Origin of the sequence: Prochlorococcus marinus XMU1419 (assembly GCF_017695955.1) — a bacterium.
Taxonomy (GTDB): domain Bacteria; phylum Cyanobacteriota; class Cyanobacteriia; order PCC-6307; family Cyanobiaceae; genus Prochlorococcus_A; species Prochlorococcus_A marinus_AD.
Genome location: NZ_JAAORO010000001.1, coordinates 453974 through 480439, shown reverse-complemented (window position 1 = coordinate 480439; position 26466 = coordinate 453974). Strand labels below are relative to the sequence as shown.

29 protein-coding genes are annotated in these 26466 nt (G+C 31.1%); 15 read left to right on the top strand and 14 right to left on the bottom strand.

Translation table 11 applies throughout. The annotated features are described in order from the left end of the window. Nucleotides 1-21: 21 nt before the first annotated feature. The 4 genes from cobO to HA151_RS02725 all read left to right on the top strand — a co-directional run bounded on the left by cobO (nt 22) and on the right by HA151_RS02725 (nt 3243). On the top strand, nt 22-714 hold the full coding sequence (gene cobO, locus HA151_RS02740) for a cob(I)yrinic acid a,c-diamide adenosyltransferase (protein ID WP_209105983.1): 693 nt from the start codon (nt 22-24) through the stop codon (nt 712-714). A gap of 126 nt (nt 715-840) precedes the next feature. Beyond that, on the top strand, nt 841-1545 hold the full coding sequence (gene pyrH, locus HA151_RS02735) for a UMP kinase (RefSeq protein WP_209105982.1): 705 nt from the start codon (nt 841-843) through the stop codon (nt 1543-1545). Between the two features lie 19 nt (nt 1546-1564). Then, nucleotides 1565-2113 carry a ribosome recycling factor gene (frr, locus tag HA151_RS02730; RefSeq protein ID WP_209105981.1) on the top strand — a complete coding sequence of 183 codons (549 nt, stop codon included), beginning with the start codon at nt 1565-1567 and terminating at the stop codon, nt 2111-2113. After that, nucleotides 2110-3243: an NAD(P)/FAD-dependent oxidoreductase gene (locus HA151_RS02725; protein WP_209105980.1), complete on the top strand. Its 1134-nt coding sequence runs from the start codon at nt 2110-2112 to the stop codon at nt 3241-3243. Before frr ends, HA151_RS02725 begins: the two co-directional genes overlap by 4 nt. A 24-nt stretch (nt 3244-3267) precedes the next feature. Here the strand turns inward: HA151_RS02725 and tal are convergent, their stop codons facing one another. From tal to HA151_RS02705, 4 genes are all read right to left on the bottom strand, one after another. Next, nucleotides 3268-4269: a transaldolase gene (tal, locus tag HA151_RS02720; protein ID WP_209105979.1), complete on the bottom strand. Its 1002-nt coding sequence runs from the start codon at nt 4267-4269 to the stop codon at nt 3268-3270. 90 nt (nt 4270-4359) lie between these two features. Then, on the bottom strand, nt 4360-6111 hold the full coding sequence (locus HA151_RS02715) for a peptidoglycan D,D-transpeptidase FtsI family protein (protein WP_209105978.1): 1752 nt from the start codon (nt 6109-6111) through the stop codon (nt 4360-4362). Continuing rightward, nucleotides 6111-6539: a hypothetical protein gene (locus HA151_RS02710; RefSeq protein ID WP_209105977.1), complete on the bottom strand. Its 429-nt coding sequence runs from the start codon at nt 6537-6539 to the stop codon at nt 6111-6113. The genes HA151_RS02715 and HA151_RS02710 overlap by 1 nt, the downstream gene beginning before the upstream one ends. Nucleotides 6540-6623: 84 nt before the next feature. After that, entirely contained in the window at nt 6624-7985 is a 1362-nt protein-coding gene (locus tag HA151_RS02705; RefSeq protein ID WP_209105976.1) for a CPBP family intramembrane glutamic endopeptidase, read from the bottom strand. Between the two features lie 116 nt (nt 7986-8101). Here HA151_RS02705 and HA151_RS02700 point away from each other — a divergent pair, with 116 nt between their 5' ends. Next, nucleotides 8102-9430, top strand: coding sequence for a histidine phosphatase family protein (locus tag HA151_RS02700; protein WP_209105975.1), 1329 nt, complete (start codon nt 8102-8104; stop codon nt 9428-9430). Between the two features lie 50 nt (nt 9431-9480). Here the strand turns inward: HA151_RS02700 and lepB are convergent, their stop codons facing one another. From lepB to HA151_RS02675, 5 genes are all read right to left on the bottom strand, one after another. Next, on the bottom strand, nt 9481-10140 hold the full coding sequence (gene lepB / locus HA151_RS02695) for a signal peptidase I (RefSeq protein WP_209105974.1): 660 nt from the start codon (nt 10138-10140) through the stop codon (nt 9481-9483). 4 nt (nt 10141-10144) lie between these two features. After that, entirely contained in the window at nt 10145-10525 is a 381-nt protein-coding gene (locus tag HA151_RS02690) for a Spx/MgsR family RNA polymerase-binding regulatory protein (protein WP_209105973.1), read from the bottom strand. Further along, nucleotides 10522-11076: an inorganic diphosphatase gene (locus HA151_RS02685; protein WP_209105972.1), complete on the bottom strand. Its 555-nt coding sequence runs from the start codon at nt 11074-11076 to the stop codon at nt 10522-10524. The genes HA151_RS02690 and HA151_RS02685 overlap by 4 nt, the downstream gene beginning before the upstream one ends. Next, nucleotides 11066-11320, bottom strand: a complete 255-nt coding sequence (locus HA151_RS02680; protein WP_209105971.1) for a hypothetical protein — start codon at nt 11318-11320, stop codon at nt 11066-11068. The genes HA151_RS02685 and HA151_RS02680 overlap by 11 nt, the downstream gene beginning before the upstream one ends. A gap of 96 nt (nt 11321-11416) precedes the next feature. Further along, nucleotides 11417-11767, bottom strand: coding sequence for a resolvase (locus tag HA151_RS02675; protein WP_209105970.1), 351 nt, complete (start codon nt 11765-11767; stop codon nt 11417-11419). 174 nt (nt 11768-11941) lie between these two features. On the opposite strand from HA151_RS02675, the gene HA151_RS02670 reads away from it, so the two are divergent. The 4 genes from HA151_RS02670 (at nt 11942) to HA151_RS02655 (ending at nt 16615) form a co-directional block, all read left to right on the top strand. Beyond that, nucleotides 11942-13744 carry a proline--tRNA ligase gene (locus tag HA151_RS02670; RefSeq protein WP_209105969.1) on the top strand — a complete coding sequence of 601 codons (1803 nt, stop codon included), beginning with the start codon at nt 11942-11944 and terminating at the stop codon, nt 13742-13744. 25 nt (nt 13745-13769) lie between these two features. After that, the gene (psb27, locus tag HA151_RS02665) at nt 13770-14204 is read left to right on the top strand and encodes a photosystem II protein Psb27 (RefSeq protein WP_209105968.1); all 435 of its coding nucleotides are present in this window, start codon (nt 13770-13772) and stop codon (nt 14202-14204) included. An 81-nt stretch (nt 14205-14285) separates the two neighbouring features. Further along, nucleotides 14286-15596 carry an adenylosuccinate synthase gene (locus HA151_RS02660; protein WP_209105967.1) on the top strand — a complete coding sequence of 437 codons (1311 nt, stop codon included), beginning with the start codon at nt 14286-14288 and terminating at the stop codon, nt 15594-15596. A gap of 14 nt (nt 15597-15610) precedes the next feature. Further along, a complete protein-coding gene (locus tag HA151_RS02655) occupies nt 15611-16615 on the top strand; it encodes an adenosine kinase (RefSeq protein WP_209105966.1) in 1005 nt (334 codons plus the stop codon). Nucleotides 16616-16621: 6 nt separating this feature from the next. On the opposite strand, the gene cutA is transcribed toward HA151_RS02655, so the two are convergent. Together cutA and HA151_RS02645 are read right to left on the bottom strand one after the other, a co-directional pair. Further along, on the bottom strand, nt 16622-16927 hold the full coding sequence (gene cutA, locus HA151_RS02650; RefSeq protein WP_209105965.1) for a divalent-cation tolerance protein CutA: 306 nt from the start codon (nt 16925-16927) through the stop codon (nt 16622-16624). Nucleotides 16928-16940: 13 nt separating this feature from the next. Beyond that, complete coding sequence (locus HA151_RS02645; protein WP_209105964.1) at nt 16941-17738, bottom strand: precorrin-6A/cobalt-precorrin-6A reductase; 798 nt, start codon at nt 17736-17738, stop codon at nt 16941-16943. Between the two features lie 28 nt (nt 17739-17766). Between HA151_RS02645 and HA151_RS02640 the strand changes: the two genes are divergently transcribed. Beyond that, on the top strand, nt 17767-18192 hold the full coding sequence (locus tag HA151_RS02640; protein ID WP_209105963.1) for a single-stranded DNA-binding protein: 426 nt from the start codon (nt 17767-17769) through the stop codon (nt 18190-18192). 1 nt (nt 18193) lies between these two features. Here HA151_RS02640 and HA151_RS02635 read toward each other — a convergent pair whose 3' ends face one another. After that, the gene (locus tag HA151_RS02635) at nt 18194-18376 is read right to left on the bottom strand and encodes a hypothetical protein (protein ID WP_209106133.1); all 183 of its coding nucleotides are present in this window, start codon (nt 18374-18376) and stop codon (nt 18194-18196) included. Nucleotides 18377-18417: 41 nt separating this feature from the next. Here HA151_RS02635 and HA151_RS02630 point away from each other — a divergent pair, with 41 nt between their 5' ends. The 3 genes from HA151_RS02630 (at nt 18418) to HA151_RS02620 (ending at nt 20977) form a co-directional block, all read left to right on the top strand. Next, nucleotides 18418-18948, top strand: coding sequence for a DUF2854 domain-containing protein (locus HA151_RS02630; RefSeq protein ID WP_209105962.1), 531 nt, complete (start codon nt 18418-18420; stop codon nt 18946-18948). A gap of 64 nt (nt 18949-19012) precedes the next feature. Beyond that, nucleotides 19013-19864, top strand: coding sequence for an acetylglutamate kinase (argB, locus tag HA151_RS02625; protein ID WP_209105961.1), 852 nt, complete (start codon nt 19013-19015; stop codon nt 19862-19864). A gap of 3 nt (nt 19865-19867) precedes the next feature. Beyond that, nucleotides 19868-20977, top strand: coding sequence for a DUF3153 domain-containing protein (locus HA151_RS02620; RefSeq protein WP_209105960.1), 1110 nt, complete (start codon nt 19868-19870; stop codon nt 20975-20977). Here HA151_RS02620 and priA read toward each other — a convergent pair whose 3' ends face one another. Beyond that, nucleotides 20978-23254, bottom strand: a complete 2277-nt coding sequence (gene priA / locus HA151_RS02615; RefSeq protein WP_209105959.1) for a replication restart helicase PriA — start codon at nt 23252-23254, stop codon at nt 20978-20980. A 322-nt stretch (nt 23255-23576) separates the two neighbouring features. Here priA and rpoD point away from each other — a divergent pair, with 322 nt between their 5' ends. Together rpoD and hemC are read left to right on the top strand one after the other, a co-directional pair. Continuing rightward, nucleotides 23577-24758, top strand: coding sequence for an RNA polymerase sigma factor RpoD (rpoD, locus tag HA151_RS02610; protein ID WP_209105958.1), 1182 nt, complete (start codon nt 23577-23579; stop codon nt 24756-24758). A gap of 95 nt (nt 24759-24853) precedes the next feature. Continuing rightward, a complete protein-coding gene (gene hemC / locus HA151_RS02605; protein WP_209105957.1) occupies nt 24854-25804 on the top strand; it encodes a hydroxymethylbilane synthase in 951 nt (316 codons plus the stop codon). 14 nt (nt 25805-25818) lie between these two features. Here hemC and HA151_RS02600 read toward each other — a convergent pair whose 3' ends face one another. Beyond that, nucleotides 25819-26406, bottom strand: a complete 588-nt coding sequence (locus HA151_RS02600) for an inorganic diphosphatase (RefSeq protein ID WP_209105956.1) — start codon at nt 26404-26406, stop codon at nt 25819-25821. Nucleotides 26407-26466: the final 60 nt, after the last annotated feature.

The window sequence follows — 26466 nt, the reverse complement described above, 5'->3', positions numbered from 1 at the left end:
GTAAATTAAAATTAGGTTCATATGCAAGAAAAACCTTCATCTTCCGAAAAAATATTTAACCTCGATAATCAAGCAGATAAACTTGGAATGGGAGGTAAATTATCACCGGATAGCGATGAGAGCTCATATAAAGAAAGAATGCAGCAAAGAAAAGATATTCAAGCCGAAAGACTACAAATGAGAAAAACAAAAAAAGGATTATTGATTGTTTTTACAGGTAATGGTAAGGGCAAGACAACTGCATCATTAGGTATGGCTTTAAGAACGTTAGGGCATGGCTATAAAGTGGCAATAATTCAATTTATCAAAGGAGGTTGGACCACCGGAGAAGAAAAAGCACTTAAAAATTTTTCTTCAAACATTACTTGGCATTCATTAGGAGAAGGATTTACTTGGGAAACACAAGACAGGATAAGAGATGAAAAATTAGTTCAAGAAGCATGGCAATTAGCCAAAAAATACATACAGAACGAATCTTTTAAACTTATCATTCTTGATGAAATTAATATTGCTACAAAACTTGGTTACCTTAAACCAGAAGAAATAATAACTTTTTTAAAAAGATTAAATAATAGAAAAAATCATATTGTTTTAACTGGAAGGGGAGCATCTGATTTAATTATCAATTACGCAGACCTTGTTACAGAGATGAAACTAATAAGACATCCATTTAAAGAACAAGGAATAAAAGCACAAAAGTGTGTTGAATTTTAATTAAAGCAAATTATTATTTAAATTTCTTTAGGGAGGTTTAGAAATGTTTAAAGACGCAAGCAATATCTGAACAAAAAATAAATTTGGTACATTTACTTGCTAATGTCTTAAAAGTACAATTATTGAATGACTTACAAAAGAGTTCTCTTAAAACTTAGTGGTGAAGCACTAATGGGTGAAAAACCTTATGGTATTGATCCAGCCATAGTTCAGTCAATTGCAGAGGATGTTTCAAAAGTTATAGATAATAATGTACAACTTGCAATCGTTGTTGGGGGAGGGAATATTTTTAGGGGGCTTAAAGGGTCTGCTGATGGCATGGATAGAGCCACGGCTGATTATGTTGGAATGCTCGCAACAGTAATGAATGCTATTTCGCTTCAAGATGGTTTAGAAAGAGTAGGAGTTGCAACCAGGGTTCAAACTGCAATAGAAATGCAGGAAATTGCAGAACCATACATTAGAAGAAGAGCTATGAGACACCTTGAAAAAGGCAGAGTTGTAGTATTCGGAGGTGGATGCGGAAATCCATTTTTCACAACTGACACTACAGCAGCTCTGAGGGCAGCCGAGATAAACGCTGAAGTTGTTATGAAGGCTACCAAAGTTGATGGAGTATATAATTGTGATCCTAATAAATTTAAAGACGCAAAGAAATTTTCTACTCTTAGTTATCAACAAGTTCTTAGTGATGAAATTGCAGTAATGGATAGTACTGCAATTGCATTATGCAAAGATAACAATATCCCTATCATGGTATTTGATATATTCAAAAAAGGAAACATCTCTAAAGCTGTTGCTGGGGATCCTATAGGTTCATTAATTAGTTAAAGGTTATTAATTTTTTTTTATGAAAGAACAAGAAATTCAAGAAAATATGAACAAAAGTATTGAAGCAACGCAAAGAAACTTTAATACAATTAGGACAGGTAGAGCTAATGCTTCATTGTTAGACAGAGTAAGTGTTGAGTACTATGGGGCAGAAACACCAATCAAATCACTTGCCACAATAAGCACTGTTGATTCACAAACAATTTCAATACAACCGTTTGATATTTCATGTTTACAAGCCATAGAGAAATCTATTTCTATGAGTGATTTAGGTATTACTCCAAATAATGATGGGAAAGTAATAAGAATAAATGTTCCTCCTTTAACAGAAGAGAGAAGAAAAGAATTTTGCAAATTAGCCTCTAAATATGCAGAGGAAGGGAAAGTAGCTTTGAGAAATATTAGAAGAGATGCTGTTGATAAAGAAAAAAAAGAAGAAAAAGATGGTCTTATTTCTATTGACGAATCGAGAGATAATCAATCTAAAATTCAGAAAATTACTGATAAATATATTGCTTTAATAGATACTAAATTGTCTGAAAAAGAGAAGGAAATTCTAAAAGTTTGAAAGGATTTGACGTTGTAATAATTGGTGGAGGTTTATCAGGATCCTCTACCGCTCTTAATCTATCAAAGAAAGGATATTCTGTTTTAATTATTGAAAAAGAAAAATTCCAACATCACTGCCCATGTGCAGGAGGGATGGCATCTTCAATGCAAAGATTTCTTCCTTTAGATATAGAAGATTCCATAGAATCAAAAATCAAGAATGTGGAATTCAGATGGAAAGCTGCAGATAATGTGACTGCTGATCTGACTGGTGAATCCCCATTTTGGATTATCAAAAGAGAGAAACTTGATCAATTATTACTTGAAGAGTCCTTGAGTAATGGAGCTCAAATTATGAGACTATTATTAATAGAAAAAATCATAAAAAAAAATGATAAATGGGAAATTACTTGTAAAAACAAAATAAAATACACTTCAGAATTTCTTGTTGTTGCAGATGGTTCCCAATCCAAATGGGCAGGATATTTCAATTTAGGGCCAAGAAAACCTAAATTTGCCAACACAATCTCATTAAGATTGAAAGGGTTGGGGGATATACCGAGAGATGCAGTTAGATTTGAGTTTGGATTTATAAAATATGGTTTTGCATGGGCATTCCCCCTTAGAGAAAGCTTAAATATTGGTTTAGGTACTTTTATAAATAATAGTCTCTTAGAAAATCAGGCTATAAATAAACAAGTGCTCAGAAGCTTCGGTTTTGATGATTTTCCTTATAAAACAACTACCAAGAAACTAAGAATATGGAATGGCTTCTACTCAATTAATGGTGATAAAGTTTTAGCAGTTGGAGATGCAGCATCTTTATGTGATCCATTTTTAGCTGAAGGGATTAGACCATCTTTAATTAGTAGTTTTTATGCCGCAGAATTCATAGATCAGTGCCTATCAGGGAAAGTAGATGATTTAAATCTTTATACGAAAAAAATTAACAACATTTGGGGGAAATCAATGGCTTGGGGGAGGAGAATAGCCCAGGTATTTTATAGATTTCCCAGAACTGGATATCAATTAGGTATCAAGAGAAAAACAGCACCTAAACGTATTGCCCAAATATTATCAGGAGAAATGAGTTATGAAGATATTGCAAAAAGGGTTATCAGAAGACTTCTAACAAAAAGTGAGACTTAATTCTTTTTCAAGTAAAACTTAAATTTAGCTAGCAGAAATTAATTTATGATTTTTAATTTCTGAATATCTCCTAAGAAGCAGCTCTTCTAATTCTTCTATAGCCTTGCTAAATCCAGTGATACCTTCACTAAGCTTCTCACTCGCCATTTGATCTTCTAACATACTTAATCTGAAATCTTTTTCTTCAAATTGGTAGTCAATAGAATTATTTATTTGGCTACTTACATCTAATTTTCTAATTAACTCTCCTTTTTCTTTTTTTAGTTCCTCAAGAAATTTTGGTGCGATTGTCAAAAGATCGCAACCAGCTAATTCTTTTATTTCATCAAGATTCCTAAAACTTGCCCCCATTACTTCTGTCTTGAATCCCTTTTCTTTAAAATACTTGTAAATTTGTGTAACTGAAATAACACCAGGGTCTTCAGCACCAACAAAACTAGTTTTACCAGTTTTTGCTTTATGCCAATCCAATATACGGCCAACGAACGGAGAAATTAGAGTTATCTCTGCATTGGCACAAGCTACAGCTTGGCAGAAGTTAAAAAGCAAAGTTAAGTTGCACTTAATACCCTCTTTTTCCAAAATTTCAGCTGCCTTAATTCCCTCCCAAGTTGAGGCAATCTTAATCAAAATTCTCTCCTTTTCAATTCCAAAATTTTTGTAAAGATGGATCAATTTTCTCGCTTTTTCTACCGTAGCTTCAGTATCAAAGCTCAGTCTTGCATCAACTTCTGTAGATACTCGCCCAGAAATAATTTTCAAAATTTCTTTTCCAAAAAATACAGAAACTTGATCAACAGTTTCTTTAATTAATTCAATTTCAGAGAATCCTTGAGGCAAGTTATTTTCTGAACTTTCTAAAGCTTTATCAATTATTTTCACATAATCAGGATTCTTAGCAGCCGCAAGTATTAGCGATGGGTTGGTGGTTGCGTCCCTTGGTTTAAATTTTTTTATCGATTCTAAATCTCCAGTATCAGCAACAACAACGGTCATTGAGGACAATTGTTCTAAAATTGATTTCATGTCTAGATAATCATATATATATACAAACTAGCTTTTATTCCTTATGAAATCATCAGATATTGAACTAAATATTTAGAAAATAGGAAAATTTTATGGTTTTTTAACAATCATTCCGTGATCTTTAATCTTAGGAGGTATTTGTTCAATTACTATCAAACTCTCGATAATTTCTTTTGCAACTGGTACTGCAACGGTTGAACCATATGCATATGATTTAGATGGCTCATCAACGACTACAAGGACAGTATATTTTGGATCATTAACTGGTAAGGTTGCGACAAAACTACAAACTTTTTTACTTGTATACGAACCATTTAAGGCTTTTTGAGACGTGCCTGTTTTCCCTGCTATCCTGTAACCTTCAATTTTTGCTCCAGATCCACTACCTTTATCAACTACGCTCTCCATCCATTCAAGAACAGTTTTAGAAACCTCGTGTGAAAAGAATTGTTTTTTTGGATTTTTATTAAATCTTTCTTTGAAAGTTGAGGTTACATGTGGAGTGACTTCAAAACCCCCATTTGCTAACGCCGCATGAAGTTGTACCAATTTAAGTGGGGAGATTGAGAAACCTTTACCAAAAGAAGTTACAGCAGGCTCAATTAATTGATTTACAAATAAATCTTTTCTCTTTAGTTGGCCAGCAGTTGATTCAAATAAATCAGTCTCTAAATTTTGATTTATACCTAAATTTTTTAACAAATCCCAATAAATTGTGGGTTCTAAATTTTGCATTATTTTTACCATCCCAACATTACTTGAAACCTGCAATACTTTTGGATAGTCGATGTATCCATTACCTTTTTTATCCCAATTAGAAAGTGTCCATCCTCCAACATTAATCTTTCCAATATCTTCAACTACTCCATCTTTCTGGATTACTTTTTCTTCTAAAGCTAAGGCAAGATTAATAGGTTTAAAAGTTGAACCAGGCTCAAATAAATCTTGAGAATACCAACCCCTAAAGAGTTCAGAATCATACTGCCAAAATTTATTTGGATCATATGACGGGACTGAAACCAATGAAAGAATCCGTCCATTATTAACATCCATAACTATCGCAAATCCCTTCTTTGCATTCCATTTCCTTACTTGCTTTGATAATGCATTAAATGACGCTTTCTGTAATTTTGAATCTATGGTTAACCCTAAACTTTTGTAATCAGAAATAAAATCACCTGGAGCTGAATTATCCGGTAAAGGAGTTCCATCTCCTCCTCTTTTTATTAAATTACTTTTATTAAAAACCTTAATTTGATTATCTAAATGAAGCTCTAAACCTGCAGAAGCTATATTCTCATCATTAACAAAACCGACAAGATTAGAATAAATATCACCTTGTGGATAATATCTCTGCGAATATTTAAACAAATCAAGTCCGCTTATTTGCAGGTTCTTAATCTTTTCTGCCTTTTCTTCGGAAATTTTATCCAAAAGCTTGATGCCAATCATTTTATTATTAAATTTCCCAAGGAGTATTTCATAATTAATATCTAAGATAGGTGACAATTTTTCTATAACTTCTTCAATACTGCGAAGTCTGTTGATTGAATCCCCAGGAAAATTAAAATATTTTGGATGAGCCCATAATTTATAGAGCGGTTTATCATAAGCAATTAGTCTATTATTTCTATCAACAATTGATCTCCTTTTTTTTAAGGAGTTAGTTTTAGAGGACTGTATTAATCTAGCTTTCCTTTGCAAATCAGAGGCGTTAAAGACTTGCAATTTAACTAATCTACCAAACAAACAAAATATTAATAGTAAGCTAAAAATATAGAGAAACTTAAATCTTCTTTGATTAAGAGGTATTAGACTAACAATTTTTTTGTATTTTTTCATCAATATCCCCTTTGATATTTGCTATCACTAAAACCTTCAATGAAACTACTTAAATTTTTCTTAAATAAACTTTCTTTTATTTCTGCAAATTTATCTAGATAGATTAAATCTTCAGGTTTGGTTTTTCTATAAATGTTGAGAGACTCAAATTCACTAATATAAAATTCCTCAATTTTAGAAATATAATCAATGAGATTACTATTAATAGCTTTTGTTGTAGATAAGATTTTATATGTATTTGACCATTTTCTTTGACTATCAAAAGATAAGAAAAATAAGGTGAAAATTAATGCCAAAAGGGAGATATTAATGGTATCGAAAATTTGATGTATAAATTTGATATTGAGTATGGATATTTTTTCAGAATTTTTTTCACTTTCATATGAAACTTTTTTTTTTAAATTAAGTTGATTCCCGTAAGGTTTCATCTATGATTTATTTTTAAATAAAAGAAGTGTTATTAATTAAATAAACATCTATTTGTTTGATTCGCAAGTAAAAAATTAAATTCTTTATGTCCTCAATAAGAACAAATTTAAAAAAGTCAATCCATTCCATAAAGAATGCATAATCACTGAAGAGAACAAACTCCCTGAAGCAATTCTTGTAATTCCTAATCCAATCCCTAAAACAAATAATGGCGGCATTTCTCCTAAACTTAAATGAGCTAATGCAAAGATAAAAGCTGAAATTATGATGCCCGAAATTATTCCATAAACTCTTGAAAGAGTTGGTAGTAAAACACCGCGAAATATTATCTCTTCAAATAAAGGAGCTAAAAGAGTTGTTGTTAAAAATAATAGGAAAAATGATAAATAATTATTATTATTAAGAACAATTTCCAGCAAAGGATTACTACCATGCTGATTATCAATCAGGCTATTCATAATTAGAGAAATCAATAAAACAAAAGGAACTACTGTTAACCAACCTTTAATTCCCTGAATAATTGCATATTTTATTGGCAAGAAATTGAACTGTAAATAATCCTTTTTAAAAATAAATTCTCCATGCAAAGATTTAATTTGGTAGTAAACTATTCCTAATGGTGGAATAGCCATAAAAAGATATCCAAAGAATATTTTCAAAGATTGAGACAATTCATTAGAGATATTTTTAGAAAAAAGTTCAACTAAACTGATAGAAAACAAAGGTGATATCACTTCACCTAAAACAACAAATCCACCTGCAATTAATAAAACCATATCTATTAATTCTAAATCTAAGGATTTAATTTCTTGCCAACCAAACTTTTTCAAAGATATAGTATCCCATAATATTTTTAAAGCCAGAATTGAGCCAAGAAGAATTGTTGAAAGTGGTATTAGTCTGATGGCTAATAATTTTAAAAACATTTTTCTTGAAAATGTCTTTGTTATTAATGAACTATCGTCAAAATCAAATTTCTGACTTAAAAGATGATATAAAAATCTATCACTTTTAAATAAATCAAATTTATGAGAATTTGGTTTATATGAATTATTATTGGATTTTTTTTCTATCTCATCAATCAGTAATTTAAAGTTTTTATTTTGAAAATCTTTGGATATATTTTTATAAAGTATAGAATTATTTGATTGTGAAGTAATTATTCTAATTAATTTATTTCTTTCTGTTAGTTCATCAAATGAGACCTCAGAGAGTGATTTATTTATTTGATCAACAGGATCATTTATTATAAAAAATTTTTTAAGATTCTCAGGAATTGATTGGTTAGATAATGCAGCAATTTCTTGCTCTTTTTGACTTATATCAAATGAAACAGATGGTCTTTGTAAACTATCTCTTAAGCCTTGCTGCCATACAAAAAAAGTTATGACAACAGAAATGAAAGCTAAAGTAAGTTTTGACTTAGAAATATTTTTAAGGATCATATCTTATTATATTGTTGAAAACTATACTTAATTATCATTGAAATTCCTGATATTTATGTATCTATTTTAATCACACCATGAGATGATTAAATTAACTTAATTTTCAAATTTATATAATGACTATACGATTATTTTTAATTAGACATGGACTAAGCAGTTTCAATGCCAAAGGATTAATTCAAGGAAGAACAGATGATTCATTATTGACTGATGAAGGTTACGAACAAGCCCGAAAAGCAGGAAAAGCATTATCAAAAATAAACTTCGATAAAATCTATTCCTCCCCTCTTTTAAGAGCGGCAGAGACTGCAAAAACAATTACAAAGACCTTCAATAAAGAACAAGATATTGTATTTGATGATAATTTGCTAGAGGTAGATCTTAGTGAATGGTCTGGTCTAAAAATTAATGAAATAAAAAATAAATTCCCAGAAATTTATCCTATATGGAAAAATGATCCAGAAAATCTAATCTTAAAAAGAAATAATAATAAAACTTATAAACCAATTCAAGAGTTATTTTTTCAAGCAACAAATTTTGTAGATGATATTTTAAAAATTTATCTAGACAAAGATGATGTAAATATTTTAATTGTGGGACACAATGCGATTCTCAGATGTTTAATCCTTTTGTTAATAGGAAAGCCTAAGCAAGGTTTTAGGAAAATAAGATTAGAAAATGCCTCTTTCTCGATACTAAATATTTCAAAGAAAGATAAATCTTTTAAGACCCAAATTGAATGCTTAAATCAAACTTCCCATCTGAATAAAAATATTCCAAATCAGATTGGAGATTCTAGAATATTTCTAATAAGGCATGGTGAAACAAACTGGAACAAAGAAGGTAGATTCCAAGGTCAAATTGATATCCCTTTAAATGAAAACGGTAGGGATCAAGCTAGAAAGACTTTTAAATATTTGAGAAATGTTTCTTTCAATAAGGCATTTTCAAGTTCAATGAATAGGCCTTATGAGACTGCACAAATAATCCTTCAAAATAGCAAAGATTTAAAAATAAAAAAAATAGATTCACTTGTAGAAATTGGTCACGGATTATGGGAGGGTAAACTCGAATCAGAAATCAGAGAACAGTGGCCTGCTTTACTAAAAAATTGGCATGATAAACCTGAAGAAGTAATAATGCCCAAAGGTGAATCTATCAAAGACGTATCTGAAAGGTCCGTAGAAGCTTTTGACAAAATTTGTTTATCTCAAAAAGATAATGATATAAGTCTTCTGGTTGCTCATGATGCAGTCAATAAAACTCTAATTTGTAATATCCTTGGGATTAATTATTCAAATATTTGGCTGATAAAACAAGGTAATGGCGGCATAACTATAATTGACCTTTTTAAGGATCCCAATAAACCTCCTGTAATTAGCGCTTTAAACATTACAACACATCTAGGAGGAATAATTGATTCAACTGCTTCTGGAGCACTTTAAATTAAAATTTTTTAAAAACCTACTCTAATGAAGCCAGAGTAAAAAAGGCTTTAATCATTGAAAAAGCCAACTTGACTAAGAGGCCAAAATCTGAAATATGCTTTACCAATTATCTCCTTTTTATGAAGAAATTTACTTCCAGGCCAATATCTTCCATCCCAGCTATTTGACCTATTATCGCCTAAAACCAAAAAATGATCTTCTGGAACTTTTATGTTTTCAAATTTACCACATTTATTAAATACAGAAAATGGACATTTATAAGAGACATAAGGTTCAGGAATTAATCTATTATTTATTATTAATTCACCCTTAGTGTTTACACTTACAATTTCTCCTGGAAGTGCAACCACTCTTTTAATATATGCATCGCAAGCTTGATCCCTCAAACCAGGAATAAAAGACATTGGGGGGAAACTCATAAAAAAACAATATGTTTTTTTTGGTAAAGGCTTAGATCTTGATGAAATTAGTTTTTCGTCAAATGAGTAAGGTGAGTTAAAAACAACAATATCTCCTCTTTTTGGTAAAGAGTTTCTTAGCGAAAATTTTTCAATAATTAATCTATCGTTTATTTGTAATTCTGGGAGCATTGAACCAGATGGTATATAACGTGGTTCTGCAAAAAATGATCTACAAGAAGAAACGAAGAAAGTCAATAGAACTAGTAGACCCCATTCTTTTAAAAAACTTTTAATAGAAGCAGGCATAAAATTAATAAAGTCTTGATTTTTTAAACTTATATAAATTTTTTGAATATTCAATTTCGTTAAAACCTAATATTACTTTTTTTTCTTCGTAAATCAAAAATGGTCTTTTAATCAATTTGCCATCACTTGAAAGAAGTTTAATAATTTCTTCCCTTGATAAACTATAAATATCAAGATTAATAGTTTTAAAGGCTTTACCTCTGGTATTAAAAATCCTTTTCTTATCATCAGAGTATTGTTCTAGGGCCAGATTTAAATAATTAACAAGTGGTGGTTCTTTTACAATATCAATTAATTGGAATTCGAAATTTTTGCTTTCAAGCCATATTGCAGCTTTTCGGCAAGTAGAGCATTTTAAATAACTATAAAAAATTATTTTTTTCAATTTAATTTACTAATGTTTGATTTCTTAAGTACTTTAAAGTTTTTCTTTTTTAGGGGGATGCAACTTTTCAATAAATTTTCAACCACATCAAAATCTCTCCAACCATCAATTTGAACTGTTCTTCCATCAAGTCCTTTACTTGTTCTAAAAAATTCAGCAACATCCTCAAGCTGATTAGGAGCAATTTGATTAATACTCAATATATTAGCCTGTCTAGGATTAGCCATAGGTACACATAAAAGTTTTCCATCATATGCTCCGCAATCATGCATATCCAATACTCCAATAGGTCTTGCTTTTATTAGACAACCAGCAAAAGTAGGCTCATCCATTATCACCATTGCATCAAGAGGAGCTCCATCATCAGCAAGGGTATTTGGGATAAAACCATAATCAAAAGGGTATCTAACTGAAGAATGCAATACTCTGTCCAAAGCCATTATTCCTGCATCAGAGCAATATTCATATTTATTCCTACTCCCTGCAGGTATTTCAACAACAATATTTACTATTCCCTTCATTGGAGATGGAGGTATTGAACTAAGGTCCATCTTTTTTAAAATCGTGATTATGAATTATCTCTTTTCCTTGAGATAAAGGTCTGCCAATTAGAATGCTTATTGAAGGTAAAAAAATTGTCAAAAAAGCAAAAATAATACCTAAAAATGTTATTGATAAACTCCTTATACTTAAGGGGTCATCATCATCTCTTTCAAAATCACTTCGAGCAGAACCAAGAGAAGATTCTTCGCTTGATTTACTTTGAGTAAACTGCTTTGATTTCGTGTAACTCAAGAACTCTTAATTGGTAAAGATTAAGGAGATAATTAAACATCATTATCCTACAATCAAAATGTCAATAAATCAAAACATTGATTGGGAACTTTTTAATTAATCTTTTTCAAGCAAAGACCTAATAGATTTTAGTTCATCTAATATTTGCACCAGTATATTTTGAGCTGCTGAAGAAGGTGTATTAAAGACCTCTACAGTAACTTCCTTAATTCTTAAAATATCTTTAGCAAATCGCGCTACTTCATTAGGATGAAATTTTAAAGGATCTTTTTGATCAGTTCTAAATTCGGGATTTAACTTTCTTGGATTAAAGCTAGGGTTTAGATTTCTTAAATCTGTATTTGTATACCTATAGACAGAAGCTCTTGATCTGTTTAGGAATTTTTGAACTTCATCAATACCTACTAATTCCTCTTCGCTAGAAATATTGGAATCTATATTTTCCATAAGCTTAAGAAAATGTTTTAGTCATAATGAACTTTTAAAAGATTTAGAACTTCATTACTGAAGAAGTTAGCAGAAAGAATATTTTTAGACTAGCCGCGTTTAGGGACTCAAGACACTTTAAATTCTTTTTTCATCTTAATTGATAAAATTAAGTATCATTAAGGATTTTTTTGTATGCGCGTGACAACCTCATTTCCTCTGGGGACACTTCGTGACACACCTTCTGAAGCAGAGATTATTTCACATCAATTACTTTTAAAAGCTGGTTATATTCGCAGAGTTAACAGCGGTATTTATGCATACATGCCATTAATGCTTAGAGTTATTGAAAAAATATCCTCAATAATAGAGAGAGAACTTAATAGTATTGGTTGTACAAAATTACTATTACCTCAACTTCATCCTGCAGATTTATGGAGAAAAAGTGAAAGGTGGGAAGGATATACTGCAGGAGAAGGAATAATGTTTAATCTCAAAGATAGACAAGGTAAAGAATTTGGTTTAGCTCCAACTCACGAAGAGGTGATCACAAGTATTGCATCAGAGATCATCAAGTCCTATAAGCAATTACCTCAATGTTTTTATCAAATTCAGACAAAATTTAGAGATGAGATAAGGCCAAGGTTTGGGTTGATGAGAAGTAGAGAATTTATAATGAAAGATGGTTATTCTTTTCATTCTTCAGAAAACGATCTGGCTTCTTTCTATGAAAAGGTGGGCAATGCTTATGAAAATATTTTTAAATCTTGTGGACTGCAGACTGTAGGAGTTGAAGCTGATAGTGGAGCAATTGGCGGTGCTTCCTCTAAAGAATTCATGATCACTGCTGATGCTGGGGAAGATTCCATTTTGTTTACTCAAAGTGGTTCTTATGCTGCAAATATTGAAAAAGCTGTTTCTCTACCCTCTCAACCTATTCCACTCAAAGATGGTATTTCAGGGTTAATAGAAACACCTCAACAAAAAACAATCATCGAAATTTGCGATAATAATAATTTAGAACCTAGTCAGATTATTAAGGTAGTAGTATTCCTTGCACAGTTCGAAGGTAAATTTGAGGTCCCAATTCTTGCATGCATAAGAGGCGATCAACATATTAATGAAGTAAAGCTTTTCAACTTAATCAATAAACTTCATAATTTCAATCTCCTTAATCTTAAAAAGATTGAAGACAAAAATAATATCGAAAAAAATCTAATTGATTTTCCCTTAGGTTTTATCGGGCCAGATTTAGATAATAAGACTATTAAAGCTACTTCTAATTGGGATAAAAAATGGACAAGAATAATTGACCATTCTGCAAGTGGCCTTTCAAAGTTTATAAGTGGTGGGAATAAAGTTAATTTTCATAAAGTTTTTCAAGAATTTTCTTTTGCTTCGAAAGACTATCTAATTGGGGATATAAGAAATGCAAAAAAAGGAGATAAAATAAGTATTGATGATAATGAAGAACTTAAAGAAAAAAAAGGTATCGAGATTGGACATATTTTCCAACTAGGGCAAAAATATAGTGAAAAATTAAATGCAAAGTTCTCTGATAAGGATGGTCAGTTAAAAAATTTATGGATGGGTTGTTACGGAATAGGAGTGACGAGAATAGCTCAAGCTGCTATTGAACAGAATTATGACCAAAAAGGAATTTGTTGGCCTATCCAGATTTCTCCTTTTGAAGTTATTATTATTCCAACAAACCTAAAAGATCCTATTCAAAGTGATCTTACTGAGCAAATCTATAACAACTTTTTAATTAATAAAATTGATGTTCTTCTTGATGATAGAAATGATAGAGCTGGAGTGAAATTTAAAGATGCGGAATTAATTGGTATTCCTTTTCAGATAATTATTGGAAGAGATTCTATTAATAAAGAAGTAGAATTTTTATGCAGAAAAAATAATACTAAATCTAAAATTAATACTGATAAATTGTTGGAAACATTTATTTCCGAATCTGAAATAATGTACAATAAAAAGTCTTAAGGCATATTTTTTTGGGAGCTAAGTTATGTTACTGAAATGGACATCAAAATTTTTTAAGAATCTTACCAAAGTCATATCTTTTGCAATATCCTTAATTGTTGTTTGTACACTATTTAGTTCCCCTTCCATAGCTGCAAAAACCTCTATGACAGGAGATTATACAAAGGATACAATTTCAGTTGTCAAAACATTACAAACAGCTGTTGATACTCCAAAAGATTCTCCAGATAAAGATGAAGTAAGAAGTGAGGCTCTTATTCTCATAACTGACTATATTTCCAGATACAGAAATAGAGGGATGGTAAATAAAACGCAATCATTCACCACCATGCAAACAGCATTAAATGCTATGGCAGGTCATTACAAAAACTTTGCAAGTAGACCTTTACCAGATAAACTTAAAGAGCGTTTAACCAAAGAATTTTCTCTTGCTGAAAAAATGGTTCTAAGAGAAAGTTGATACAATTCATTTACTTTTTAAAAGTAAACCAAGATTTTTGAATATATTAAATATTCGCACAAAAATAATGCTCTTCTAAAATTGGCCAATGTTGTTGTAATCGGAGCCCAATGGGGTGACGAAGGAAAAGGTAAAATAACTGATTTACTTAGTCGTTCGGCAGATGTTGTCGTTCGCTACCAAGGGGGAGTAAATGCGGGTCATACCATAGTCGTAGATGATAAAGTCTTAAAATTACATTTAATCCCCTCAGGGATACTTTATAAAAATACTTCTTGTCTAATTGGGTCTGGAACTGTTGTAGATCCAAAAATCTTGCTTAAAGAAATTGATATGTTAATTGATAATGGAATTGATATCTCAGGATTGAAAATTTCATCAACATCCCATGTAACAATGCCCTACCACCGAATATTAGATGAAGCGATGGAGGCTGATAGAGGTTCAAACAAAATAGGTACAACAGGTCGTGGGATTGGCCCAACTTATGCGGATAAGTCACAAAGAAATGGTATTAGGATAAGAGACCTGCTTAATAAGGAAAGGCTAAGTGATGTAATCAAAATTCCATTAAGAGAAAAAAACGGTTTACTAGAAAAAATCTATGGTATAAAACCGCTTAAATTAGAAGACATTGTTGAAGAATATCTTGACTATGGGGAAAGATTATCAAAGCATGTTGTTGACTGCACGAGGACTATCCATGAAGCCTCAAAAAACAAGAAGAATATTCTTTTCGAAGGTGCTCAAGGGACTTTACTTGACTTAGATCATGGGACATATCCTTTTGTTACCTCATCAAACCCTATATCGGGAGGGGCATGTATTGGCGCTGGAGTGGGTCCCACTTTAATTGATAGAGTCATAGGTGTCGCAAAAGCTTATACCACAAGAGTAGGTGAAGGGCCATTCCCAACAGAATTGCAAGGGAGTATAAATGATCAACTCTGTGATAGAGGTAGTGAATTTGGAACCACTACTGGGAGAAGGAGAAGATGTGGCTGGTTTGATGGAGTTATTGGTAAATATGCTGTATCTGTAAATGGTCTTGATTGTTTAGCCGTTACTAAACTTGATGTTTTAGATGAATTAGATGAGATTCAAGTTTGCATTGCATATGATCTCGATGGAGAGGAAATAGACTACTTTCCTACAAATTCAGATGACTTAAAAAAATGTAAGCCAATCTTCAAAAAATTAAAAGGTTGGCAATGTTCAACTGCAGATTGTAGAAAACTATCTGATCTCCCAGAGAACGCTATGAATTATCTAAGATTTTTAGCTGAATTAATGGAGGTTCCAATTGCCATTGTCTCGTTAGGGGCGAACAGAGATCAAACTATAGTAATTGAAGACCCAATTCATGGTCCTAAAAGAGCACTTTTAAGGTAATTCTTTCAAAATTAATGAATGAATCCTTTAGACATTTTGAACATAATAAAACTTTTGATCTCATTGGTCTGGGCAACGCAATAGTAGATATTATTGTAAATATTGAAGATGAGTTTATTGAGATAAATAATCTGGATAAAGGATCAATGAATCTAATTAATTCTGATGAATCTCAGAGATTGTTAGAAAATTGCAAAGTGATCAAACAAATATCAGGGGGGTCCTCTGCAAATACCGTTGTTTGTTTAGCAGAATTAGGTAATCATGTTCAATTTATTGGAAGGGTGAAAAATGATCAACTTGGGAATTTCTTTTCTGAAGATATTAAACAAAGTAAAACTATATTTAATACTCCACCAACTATTGAAGGTGCTTCAACAGCACATTCAATCATTTTGATTACACCTGATGCACAAAGAACTATGTGCACTTACCTAGGAGCATCTATTGAGTTTGAACCAGAAGACATTGACTTTAATGTAATTAAGGAAAGTAAATACTTATATTTAGAAGGGTATTTATGGGACAGCGAATTAGCTAAAAATGCTTTTATTAAAGCAGCCAAAATAGCAAAACAATCTAATACAAAAATAATCCTTTCATTGTCTGATTCATTTTGTGTAGATAGACATCGTGAGAGTTTCTTGGAATTAATTGATGAATATGTAGATATCGTTTTTTGTAATGAATCTGAGGTGTTAAGTCTATGTAAAAATGATAAATTAGCAAGCTGCCAAGAAGACCTATCTTCCTTATGTGAATTAGTCATAGTAACTCTTGGAAGTAATGGTTCTCTTATAGTTAATAAAAATAACGTTGAAATAATTGAGTCAAAAACGAGAGGCAAGATTATTGATACTACTGGAGCGGGAGATATCTATGCGGGAGGATTTATCCATGGATTAATAAACAATTGTTCCCTCAAAAAATGCGGAGAGATAGCTTCAATTTGTGCTGGAGAAATAATTACGCAATTAGGATCAAGATCAAATATTGATCTTAAAGAGTTGATAAAATAAATTCAATCAAATAGTCTTGTTCAACCAATCATAATATTTCATCTCAGCATGGTATTTATTGTAAATAATTTGAGGGACATCATATGTGGAATTTTTATTTAAGAATTCAATTAAATGATCTTTAAATTTTAGTTTACTTTTTATTGTGATTTCAAACTCTTTAGTTTCTTCAATATCATCATCCCACTTATAAATTGAAAAATTTTGCTTTATCGAAACACAAGCTGCAAGTTTATTTTGTATAAGTAATTTAGCCATTCGCAAAGCATTTGCTTTGCTTGATTCAGTTGTGATCATAACTAATACTTCCATAATTAATAAAACATCAATATTTTTTAATTATGTGATTTATCAAATTGTGGTATTGATTAAAAGAGTAAGAATAATCATTTTTAACTTTCGGCCTTTTAACCAAAAATAACTTCATTTTAGTTCCCGAGACTATACTCTCCCAGTTTTTCTGAGAATAACTTCCAGATTCTCTGCATAGAACATAATCTATTTCCCAAAAATCGCAAAGTTTTTTTTCTAAAATGCTTTTATTATTTTTACTCGGTTCCAGTATTGCAATGTTTGAATTTTCAATACATGATCCAAAAGATTTAGTAATACTCTCATAAGTTGGAAGTACCCTTGTAAATACATTTGCTTTACAATTCATATAATAATTAGCTGTATCATTAAGGAATCTTGATCCTATTGCAAGTAGAATATTCTTATTTTCTAGATCAACGTTATTTATATCCTTTAAATCATCAATGTAAAAAAAATTATTAGTGTTATTTATTAGAGATTTCCTCTCAAATTGTAAGAGAGGTATATTAATCTCTTTACATGCATTATTAAGATTTCTAGAAATTATCACGGCAAACGAATGAGTAGCATCGACAACGCATGTGATTTTATTTTTATTTATGAAATTAATTATTTGATCTTTATTATTTAATTTACCCGTAATGATATGTAACTTTGGATTTTCAATATAAGCTTGCCCTGCTCTATAAGTTAAAACACTTGCAAACACTGAATAATTAAGTTGAAGAAGCCTATTAGCTATTACAGGCCCATCCGAAGTTCCTGATAGGATCCAAACATTTTTATAGCAATTTCCTTGATTCTGCATCAGTATGTCTTTAATTAAATAGTAAGTAATGAATCATTGTTTAATTCAGGCGGTCATTAATAGCGCTCCCCAAATGAGGTATACCAAAGAAAACCAAACTCCAATTGCAGAAATGATTGTTAATTTTAAAGGATTACGTAGTGAAGATCCAACTAGAGATCTCAAGATCATAGGATGGGGAAATATTGCCCAAGAGATGGTAGATGAACTAAAGGAGGGGCAAAATATCGTTATTGAGGGACGTCTAAAGATGAATTCTGTCACTAGAAAAGATGGAACGAAAGAAAAGCAACCAGAATTAACAGCTTCAAAGATTCATAAAATATCGCCAGTTGGCGTTATTAAGTCTGATCAAAAAGAAAAAAATAAGTCATTTGAAAATAAAGAAAGCACCAAAAATTCCAGTTGGGATAGTTCACCTTTAGTACCCGAAGTTGACGAAATACCTTTTTAAATCAAATATCAACATTATTTTCTTGAACACTTATAATTAATTTGCTTATTTTCCTTTCAAGTGCAGCAAGTTCGCTTCTGATTTCTGCCCATTTACCCTTATCAAGATTTTCTAATAGCCATGCTCTATCTTGATCAAGTTTAAAAATTAAATCTCCTTGATTTGCAGTGTTAGGATCTTGCATAATACTTGTTAGACCATTCAAACTCATTCTACTAAATCAAAATGAAGAAATACCTATCGCCTGGAAACTTTATAGTAACCGCTGGGGGTATATTAGCTTTTGTTGGAATGACTGCTTATTTTACAGACTCAGTAAATTTAAGTGTACCTACTTTTTTTTATGGAGTACCTATTTTTCTAATTGGATTAGGTTTAAAGACTTCTGAAATACCTCCTGTAGAGTTGTTTGACAAGACAAATTTTGCGACAAATAAATTTAATAGACCAAAAGAACTAACAGCACTAGTTAAAGATGTTACAAGGTGGAGATATGGGATAAAAGCTCATCTTGAATCGTCATTAGAATCTTTAAATTTGTGGGACGAGGATAATCCTCCTCAATTAAAAGAAATTGAAGAAATTACAAAAGAAGAAAAAAATGGTCTCAGAATGCGTTTCGAATTAAATGCTGTTCCTTTAGAAAAATGGATTGAAAAGCAAGAAAGATTAAACAGGTTTTTCGTCAAAGGTCTTGAATCAGAATTTATTATCGACGATAATAAAAAAGAATTTGATTTTATTCTCTTTTATTGAATATAGGGATATATTTGAAAAAAACTAATTTCTCATTTCTATCTAGTTTTAATGATTTCTAATAATGAATGATTCTCAAAGAGTATCAATATTAAGCGAAGCACTTCCATACATACAAAGTTTTTCAGGTAGAAAAATTGTTATCAAGTATGGTGGTTCGGTTATGGAGGATGATGATTTAAAAAATGCTTTTTTTAGAGACATAGCCCTTTTATCAACCGTGGGGGTTTGTCCGATAGTAATTCATGGAGGTGGACCTGAGATTAATAATTGGTTAAAAAAATTAGAAATATCTCCTAAATTCGAAGATGGATTAAGAATTACTGATCAAAAAACAATGGAAATTGTCGAGATGGTTCTAATGGGTAGAGTTAACAAACAAATTGTAAAAGGCATTAATAAAACTGGATCCTTGGCTGTTGGAATATCAGGTCTTGATGGGAACTTAATTCAATCTAGAGAACTAGGAGATGGAAGCCATGGGTTGGTGGGAGAGGTTACAAAAATCAATCCCGAAATATTAGATCCTCTTATTTCTAAAGGATATATCCCAATTATTTCTAGTATTGGATCAACCTTGGAGGGTATTTCCCATAACATTAATGCAGATTTTGTTGCTGGAGAAATTGCTGCTGCAATAAATGCAGAAAAACTTATTCTTCTTACTGATACTCAAGGGATTTTAAAAGAAAAAGATAACAAAAATAGTCTTGTTGAAAAAACGAATCTCAAAGAGGCAAGAGATTTTATTGAGAAAAAAATTGTGACTGAAGGTATGATTCCAAAGACAGAATGCTGTATAAGAGCTTTAGCACAAGGAGTCAAAGCAGCTCACATAATTGATGGAAGAATAGAACATTCATTACTTCTTGAGATTTTTACAAATTCAGGAATAGGTACAATGATAGTCGCCTAACCCATGAAAACTTATGAGCAAGTTTTAGAAAAAGTAGAACTTGCTTTATCTAAAGGTGAATATCATTATTGTATTGAATTTCTTTTGCCCATAATCGAATCGTTTCCTTTATCAAGCAAAGAGGGAGTAAATTTAAGAACAATCTTAATTACTGCTCTTTGTGGTATCAATAAAAAGGAGGAGGCTAAAAGGTTTTGTAAAGAACTTCTAAAATCTTACGATAGTAAGACGAGAGAAAATGCAAAATATTTGATGGAAGTTATAGACTCTCCTGACATTAAAAAGCCAGAAAATTGGAATGTACAGTTTGAAAGCAACCCATCACTCAATAAAAAATCTCTTAACTCACTGCGCAAAAAAAGAGAAGTTTTGAAGAAAAAAAAGTTTATTAATGTAACTGAGAATCCAACTGGTGAAACAAAACCTTTTCAGAAAGGCTTTTCATTGATAATTTTTTTAATACTATTATTATTAATTCCACTTTTAAGTGGCTGCGTTAAAGTTGAGGATACCCTTGATCTTAGTGAACTTGATTCAATAACCAATAATTTAGTGATAGAAAGTAAATATATAAAGAAATTTCCTTGGCAAATAAAATTTGAAAAGAAGATGAAAGATATTTTTCCTGACGCAGAAATTGAACAAGGCGAATCAACCTTTTCTTTGAAACATAAAAATCTCAATTTAGAAGATACAAAACAAGTTCTTAAAATCACCCAAAATACAGCTGGAGAGTTAGCGGGAGAATCAACAAATATAGAAATTAATACTACTCAAAAAAACTTCATTTTTTTTAAAAAATACTTTTACAGATTAGATTTGGATCTAAATTCTATTCAAGGTATTGACAATTTAGAACTCATTTTCAAAATTATTCACCCTAATAAAGCTACACTTACCGATAAAAATAATTCAAATTTAGAAATCACAAAAAATCTAATAATTTGGAATTTAAATCAAGGGCAGATAAATAGTCTTGAATTTTCTTTCTGGAGCCTCAACAAACTTTTGATTGGGACATCTATTATTTTAATAACTATAATATTTGCTTATTTATTAAGATTCTATAGATTTAAATTAGGTTCAGATTTACCTCAACTACCATCAAAGTAATTACAATTCTGCTGGATTAACATCTATAGTTAAAAAAACATTTTTTGGAATAAGTTTCCATAATATTGATCTATCAGGTAAAGGTATCTTTGTTCCTTCAGGACCATGTATTAATATCTGCCATCTAAATTTTTTACCGACTTTAGCAATTAAACTAGGTGCAGGACCAATTAATTTCCAGTTCTTTTTCTCACAAAAATTGAGTAGATATTTTGCTAATTTTATTGCAATTGACTCAGTTAATTCATAATTTTCACCTGATAATTTAAGAAGGCAAATAGTGCAAAATGGAAATAAATTAGAATCTTTTCTCAATTTCGAGTTTTCACTTAAGAATCCTTCATAATCTCTTTTCTGAAGATAGAAAATAACCGGGTGGTTAGGTTTATATGTTTGAAAAATTACTTTTCCTTTTTTTTGAGCCCTGCCAGCCCTGCCAGCTAATTGCAAAAACAACTGTAATGATTTTTCTTCTGCAGAAATATCTGGGCGATGAAGCAACCCATCTGCTGCAATAACTACTGAAAGAGTAATATTTGGTATATCAATACCTTTTGCCAACATTTGAGTTCCCACAAGAATATCAGCATCACCTTTAGAAAACTTTGAAAGAATCTCTCTATGACCATCTTTCCCTGAGGTTGTATCTCTATCGAAGCGAAGTACTCTTAAGTCTGGAAATTCTTCATTTAAAAACTCTATTACCCTTTGTGTACCTATTCCAAAAGGTTTAAAGGCAGTTGAATGACAATCTGGGCATCGATTGATCAATCTAGATTTATGATCACACCAATGACAGCTTAGCCATTTTTTTCCTTGTGAACCAAGATGCACAGATAAAGGAACGTCGCAGTTAGGGCAATTTATTAAATATCCGCAATTTCTACAACTTAAAAAACCACTGTGCCCCCTCCTAGGAATCAAAATTATTGCCTGCTCTTTTTTTAAGCGTAGTTGAGGAAGTATTTGTAATAATTCATTAGAAAAAATTTTCATATTTCCTTTCTTAAACTCATCGCGCATATCAACAATTTTTATTTCAGGAATCTCATTACTAGATATCCTTTTAATCATTCTTACCAATTTAAAATTCTTGTCAAAAATACATTTTTTCCAAGTCTTCATTGATGGAGTTGCACTCCCAAAAATTAACTTTGCAGAATTCCTTTTTACTACTTCAATAGCGATCTCTCTTGCGTCATAACAAGGCATAGGACTATCTTGTTTATAAGAAGCATCATGTTCTTCATCCATGATTAGTAATCCTAGATTTTTCATTGGAAGAAAAACTGCGGACCTTGTTCCTATTACTATTACAGGTTCATTAGCATTATTAATTTTCTTCCAAACCTCAGTTCTATGATTGGGAGAACAATTACTATGATATTCGTAAACGACATTATTAAATCGACGACTAAACCTATCAATAAGTTGAGGAATTAGTCCGATTTCTGGGGCTAGTATCAAACAACTTTTTTTCTTAAGAAATTGATCTTCTGCAATTCTCATATAAACTTCTGTTTTACCAGAACCTGTTTCGCCCCATAGAAGTAAAACATCTCCTGGTTTCATTGTTTGAAATTCGTGAAATGCAATTTTTTGTTCATTAGTAAGATTTGGTTTTTTCGTTGCAATATGATCATTTAAAAAGGAATTTAACTTAATATTTATATTTTTTATTCTTTTAGATTTAACAAGGTATTTTTTACTGACCATTGAGTTGATTAGAGTGTAATTAAAACCAGACTTTATTAATTCACTTTGCCAATTACCTTTTTCAGGCAAAGTATTCATTAAAAAAAATTGTTTTTTGGTTAATCTATTTTTCTTAATATCAAATTCTTTTTTAGTTTCAATCCAAATTTGCTCTTTTAAACCTTTAGAAAAATTTTTATATTTACCAATCCAGCCAGGAGGAAATGCAGTTTTAAACATTTTTAAATTACTAACCATATAAAAAGAGGCCAGGGACTCTATCAATTCTCTCCAAGAGTCATCAATTATTTTTTTCTGCAAAATACTCTCAACAGACAAATATCTTATACTTTTTCCTTCGGTAATATTTACTTCATCATTATTGATTGTCGAAAAGTTTTTTTTGGAGATCACCAACCCATTTAATAATCTCCCTCTTAGTCTCACAGTTACAATATCTCCAACTTCTGCCCCAAGATTATTTCCATCTAAATAATAAAAGCTTTCATTACTACTACCTACATCAAGCAAAATTTCCAATTTATAGGAGATATTTAATAACTGATTACTTGCCGGCTTCAAAACTTTTTCTTAGTATTGGATTGTTGAACATTCCACAAAGTGTTTTTTTGCACAATGTAAGTATCCTGCTCTTAAGGGAGACATGAAGCTTTGATCATGACTGAAAATTCAAAAAATGATCTGCCTGTCTGAGAAATCCCAAGACTTTTTACTTTAGGTAATCTATAGCACTATTTAAATTTTTCAACAATTTTAAAAAAACTTTTTTTTAAAAATCCTGAAAAGTTCTTTTACAAAGAAAGGGTAAATTTACTACTAAATGTACAAATTAGCCCTAAATAAAATTTTATCTAGTTAAATTCACCGTAGAAAGGAGTTAATCATGTGTCCAGTAGCAGCAGAATCAAAGAATTCCAAGCCAAGCTCAAAAAAAAAGATTAATAAAAAAATTAATACCAATCTTGAAAGAGAAGTTGAAGAAGAAAGTAATATCATTAGCCAAAATTTGCAGACATCCTCTAATTCAAGCGAAAGCGAAATAGAAACTAATAGTGAATTTAGTGATTCTGATGATGAAGATAAAGGCCTTGGGAACATAAAGCTTGGCCCTAAAGGTATATACACAGAAGATTCAATAAGAGTTTATTTACAAGAAATTGGCAGAATTAGGCTATTAAGACCAGATGAAGAAATTGAACTTGCACGAAAAATCGCCGACTTACTCCAACTTGAAGAACTAGCAACTCAATATGAATCAGAAAAAGGCCATTTCCCTTCAGTAAGAGAATGGGCTGAATTAATAGATATGCCTCTTCCAAAATTCAGAAGAAGACTTCTTTTAGGAAGAAGAGCAAAAGAAAAAATGGTTCAATCAAATTTAAGATTAGTTGTTTCGATAGCAAAAAAATATATGAATAGAGGATTATCATTTCAAGATTTAATACAAGAAGGAAGTTTAGGTCTTATCAGGGCAGCGGAAAAATTTGACCATGAAAAAGGTTATAAATTCTCTACTTATGCTACTTGGTGGATTCGCCAAGCTATTACTAGAGCAATAGCAGACCAAAGTAGGACTATTAGACTGCCTGTTCACTTATATGAGACAATTTCTAGAATTAAAAAAACCACAAAGGTTCTTAGCCAAGAATTTGGGAGAAAACCTAGCGAAGAAGAAATAGCTGAGAGTATGGAAATGACAATTGAAAAATTAAGATTCATAGCTAAAAGTGCCCAGCTACCTATTTCTTTAGAGACTCCAATAGGTAAAGAAGAAGACTCAAGACTTGGAGACTTTATAGAGGCTGATATAGAAAATCCAGAGCAAGATGTTTCTAAAACTTTATTAAGAGAAGATTTAGAAGGCGTTTTAGCGACTTTAAGTCCAAGAGAAAGAGATGTGCTTAGGTTGAGATATGGAATTGATGACGGAAGAATGAAAACTCTCGAAGAAATTGGACAGATATTTGATGTAACAAGAGAAAGAATCAGACAAATAGAAGCAAAAGCTCTTAGAAAGCTGAGACATCCAAATCGAAATGGGGTTTTAAAAGAATATATAAAATAAAAAAAGTTAAATATAATTTTCAGCTTTAGAAACTTGCAAAAGAATAGCTTAAAATAAATTCGACGTAATTTTATTCAAATTCAAAATAATATTTAATGACTAAATTTAAGCTGAAAATAGCTAGTAGAAGAAGTAAACTAGCAATGGTTCAAACATTATGGGTTAAAGATCAACTAGAAAAGAATATTCCTAATTTAGAGGTACTAGTTGAGGCAATGGCAACTCAAGGTGACAAAATCCTTGATGTAGCATTAGCAAAAATCGGTGACAAAGGCTTATTTACAAAAGAACTTGAATCACAAATGCTTGTCGGCCGTGCAGATATAGCAGTACATTCTCTAAAAGATTTACCAACAAATTTACCCAGTGGCCTTACATTAGGATGTATAACAAAAAGAGAAGACCCTGCTGATGCATTAGTAGTAAACAAAAAAAATAATTGTTATAAATTAGAAACTTTACCAGCAGGTTCAATTGTTGGAACAAGCTCTCTTAGAAGACTTGCACAATTAAGAAATAAATATCCACATCTTGTATTTAAAGATATAAGGGGAAATGTTATTACAAGGCTAGAAAAATTAGATGCAGAAGAATTTGATTGCATAATTCTTGCTGCAGCTGGATTAAAGAGATTAGGCTTTGAATCAAGAATCCATCAGATTATTCCAGATGAAATTTCCCTTCATGCTGTTGGTCAAGGAGCACTGGGTATTGAATGTAAATCTGATGATAAAAAGGTTTTAGAAATTATAAATGTCTTAGAAGATAAACCCACTAGTCAAAGATGCTTAGCAGAGAGATCATTTTTAAGAGAGCTAGAAGGGGGATGTCAGGTCCCAATAGGTGTGAATAGTAAAATTCAAAATGAACAACTTTGCCTTACTGGAATGGTTGCATCTCTCGATGGAGAAAGGCTAATTAAAGATGAATATATCGGCAATATTAATGATCCTGAAGAAGTAGGCAAAGAACTCGCTAAAAGACTAAAGCTCCAAGGTGCCGAAGAAATACTGAACGAAATATTTGAACAATTTAGAGAAAACTAAAATTAGATAATTAGTTAGTGTATTAGCATAGGATCAATTTCTTTTGTATATCTATCTTCACAATCTTTTATTACTTCAACAGCTTCTTTTATCCCAAAAAAACCATTAACAGTACATGTTCCTGGTTTTTTTAGATCTTTGTAGTGTTCCCAATAATACTTAGTTTCTTTTAACCAATGCTCTCCAAGGTCTTCAAAACTTGAGATATGGTCCATTCTTTTATCGTCTGCCAGAACTGCAATTACCTTATCATCTACTTCTCCACCATCATCAAATTTCATCACCCCAATAATCCTTGCCTCGACAATAGATCCAGGAATCAATGGCTCAGTTACTCCAACAATTTCTATATCAAGTGGATCGCCATCTTCATCCCAAGTTCTTGGTATACATCCATAAGCGAATGGATACGCAAGTGAGGAATAACCCACTCTGTCAAGTTTAAGATGACCCGTTTCTGTAATTAATTCATATTTATTTATGGTATTAGAATTCAATTCAACAATAGTATTAACTATTGAATTTGAGCTATCAGTGAAAGCATTTAGTATATGTAATAGATTTGGTGTAACCCTACTTGGAGGTTGATTAAGATTTGCCATCAAGAAATTATTTTTGTTTATCTTACATCCTCATACCCAACCAAATTCTTTAAAAGTAAT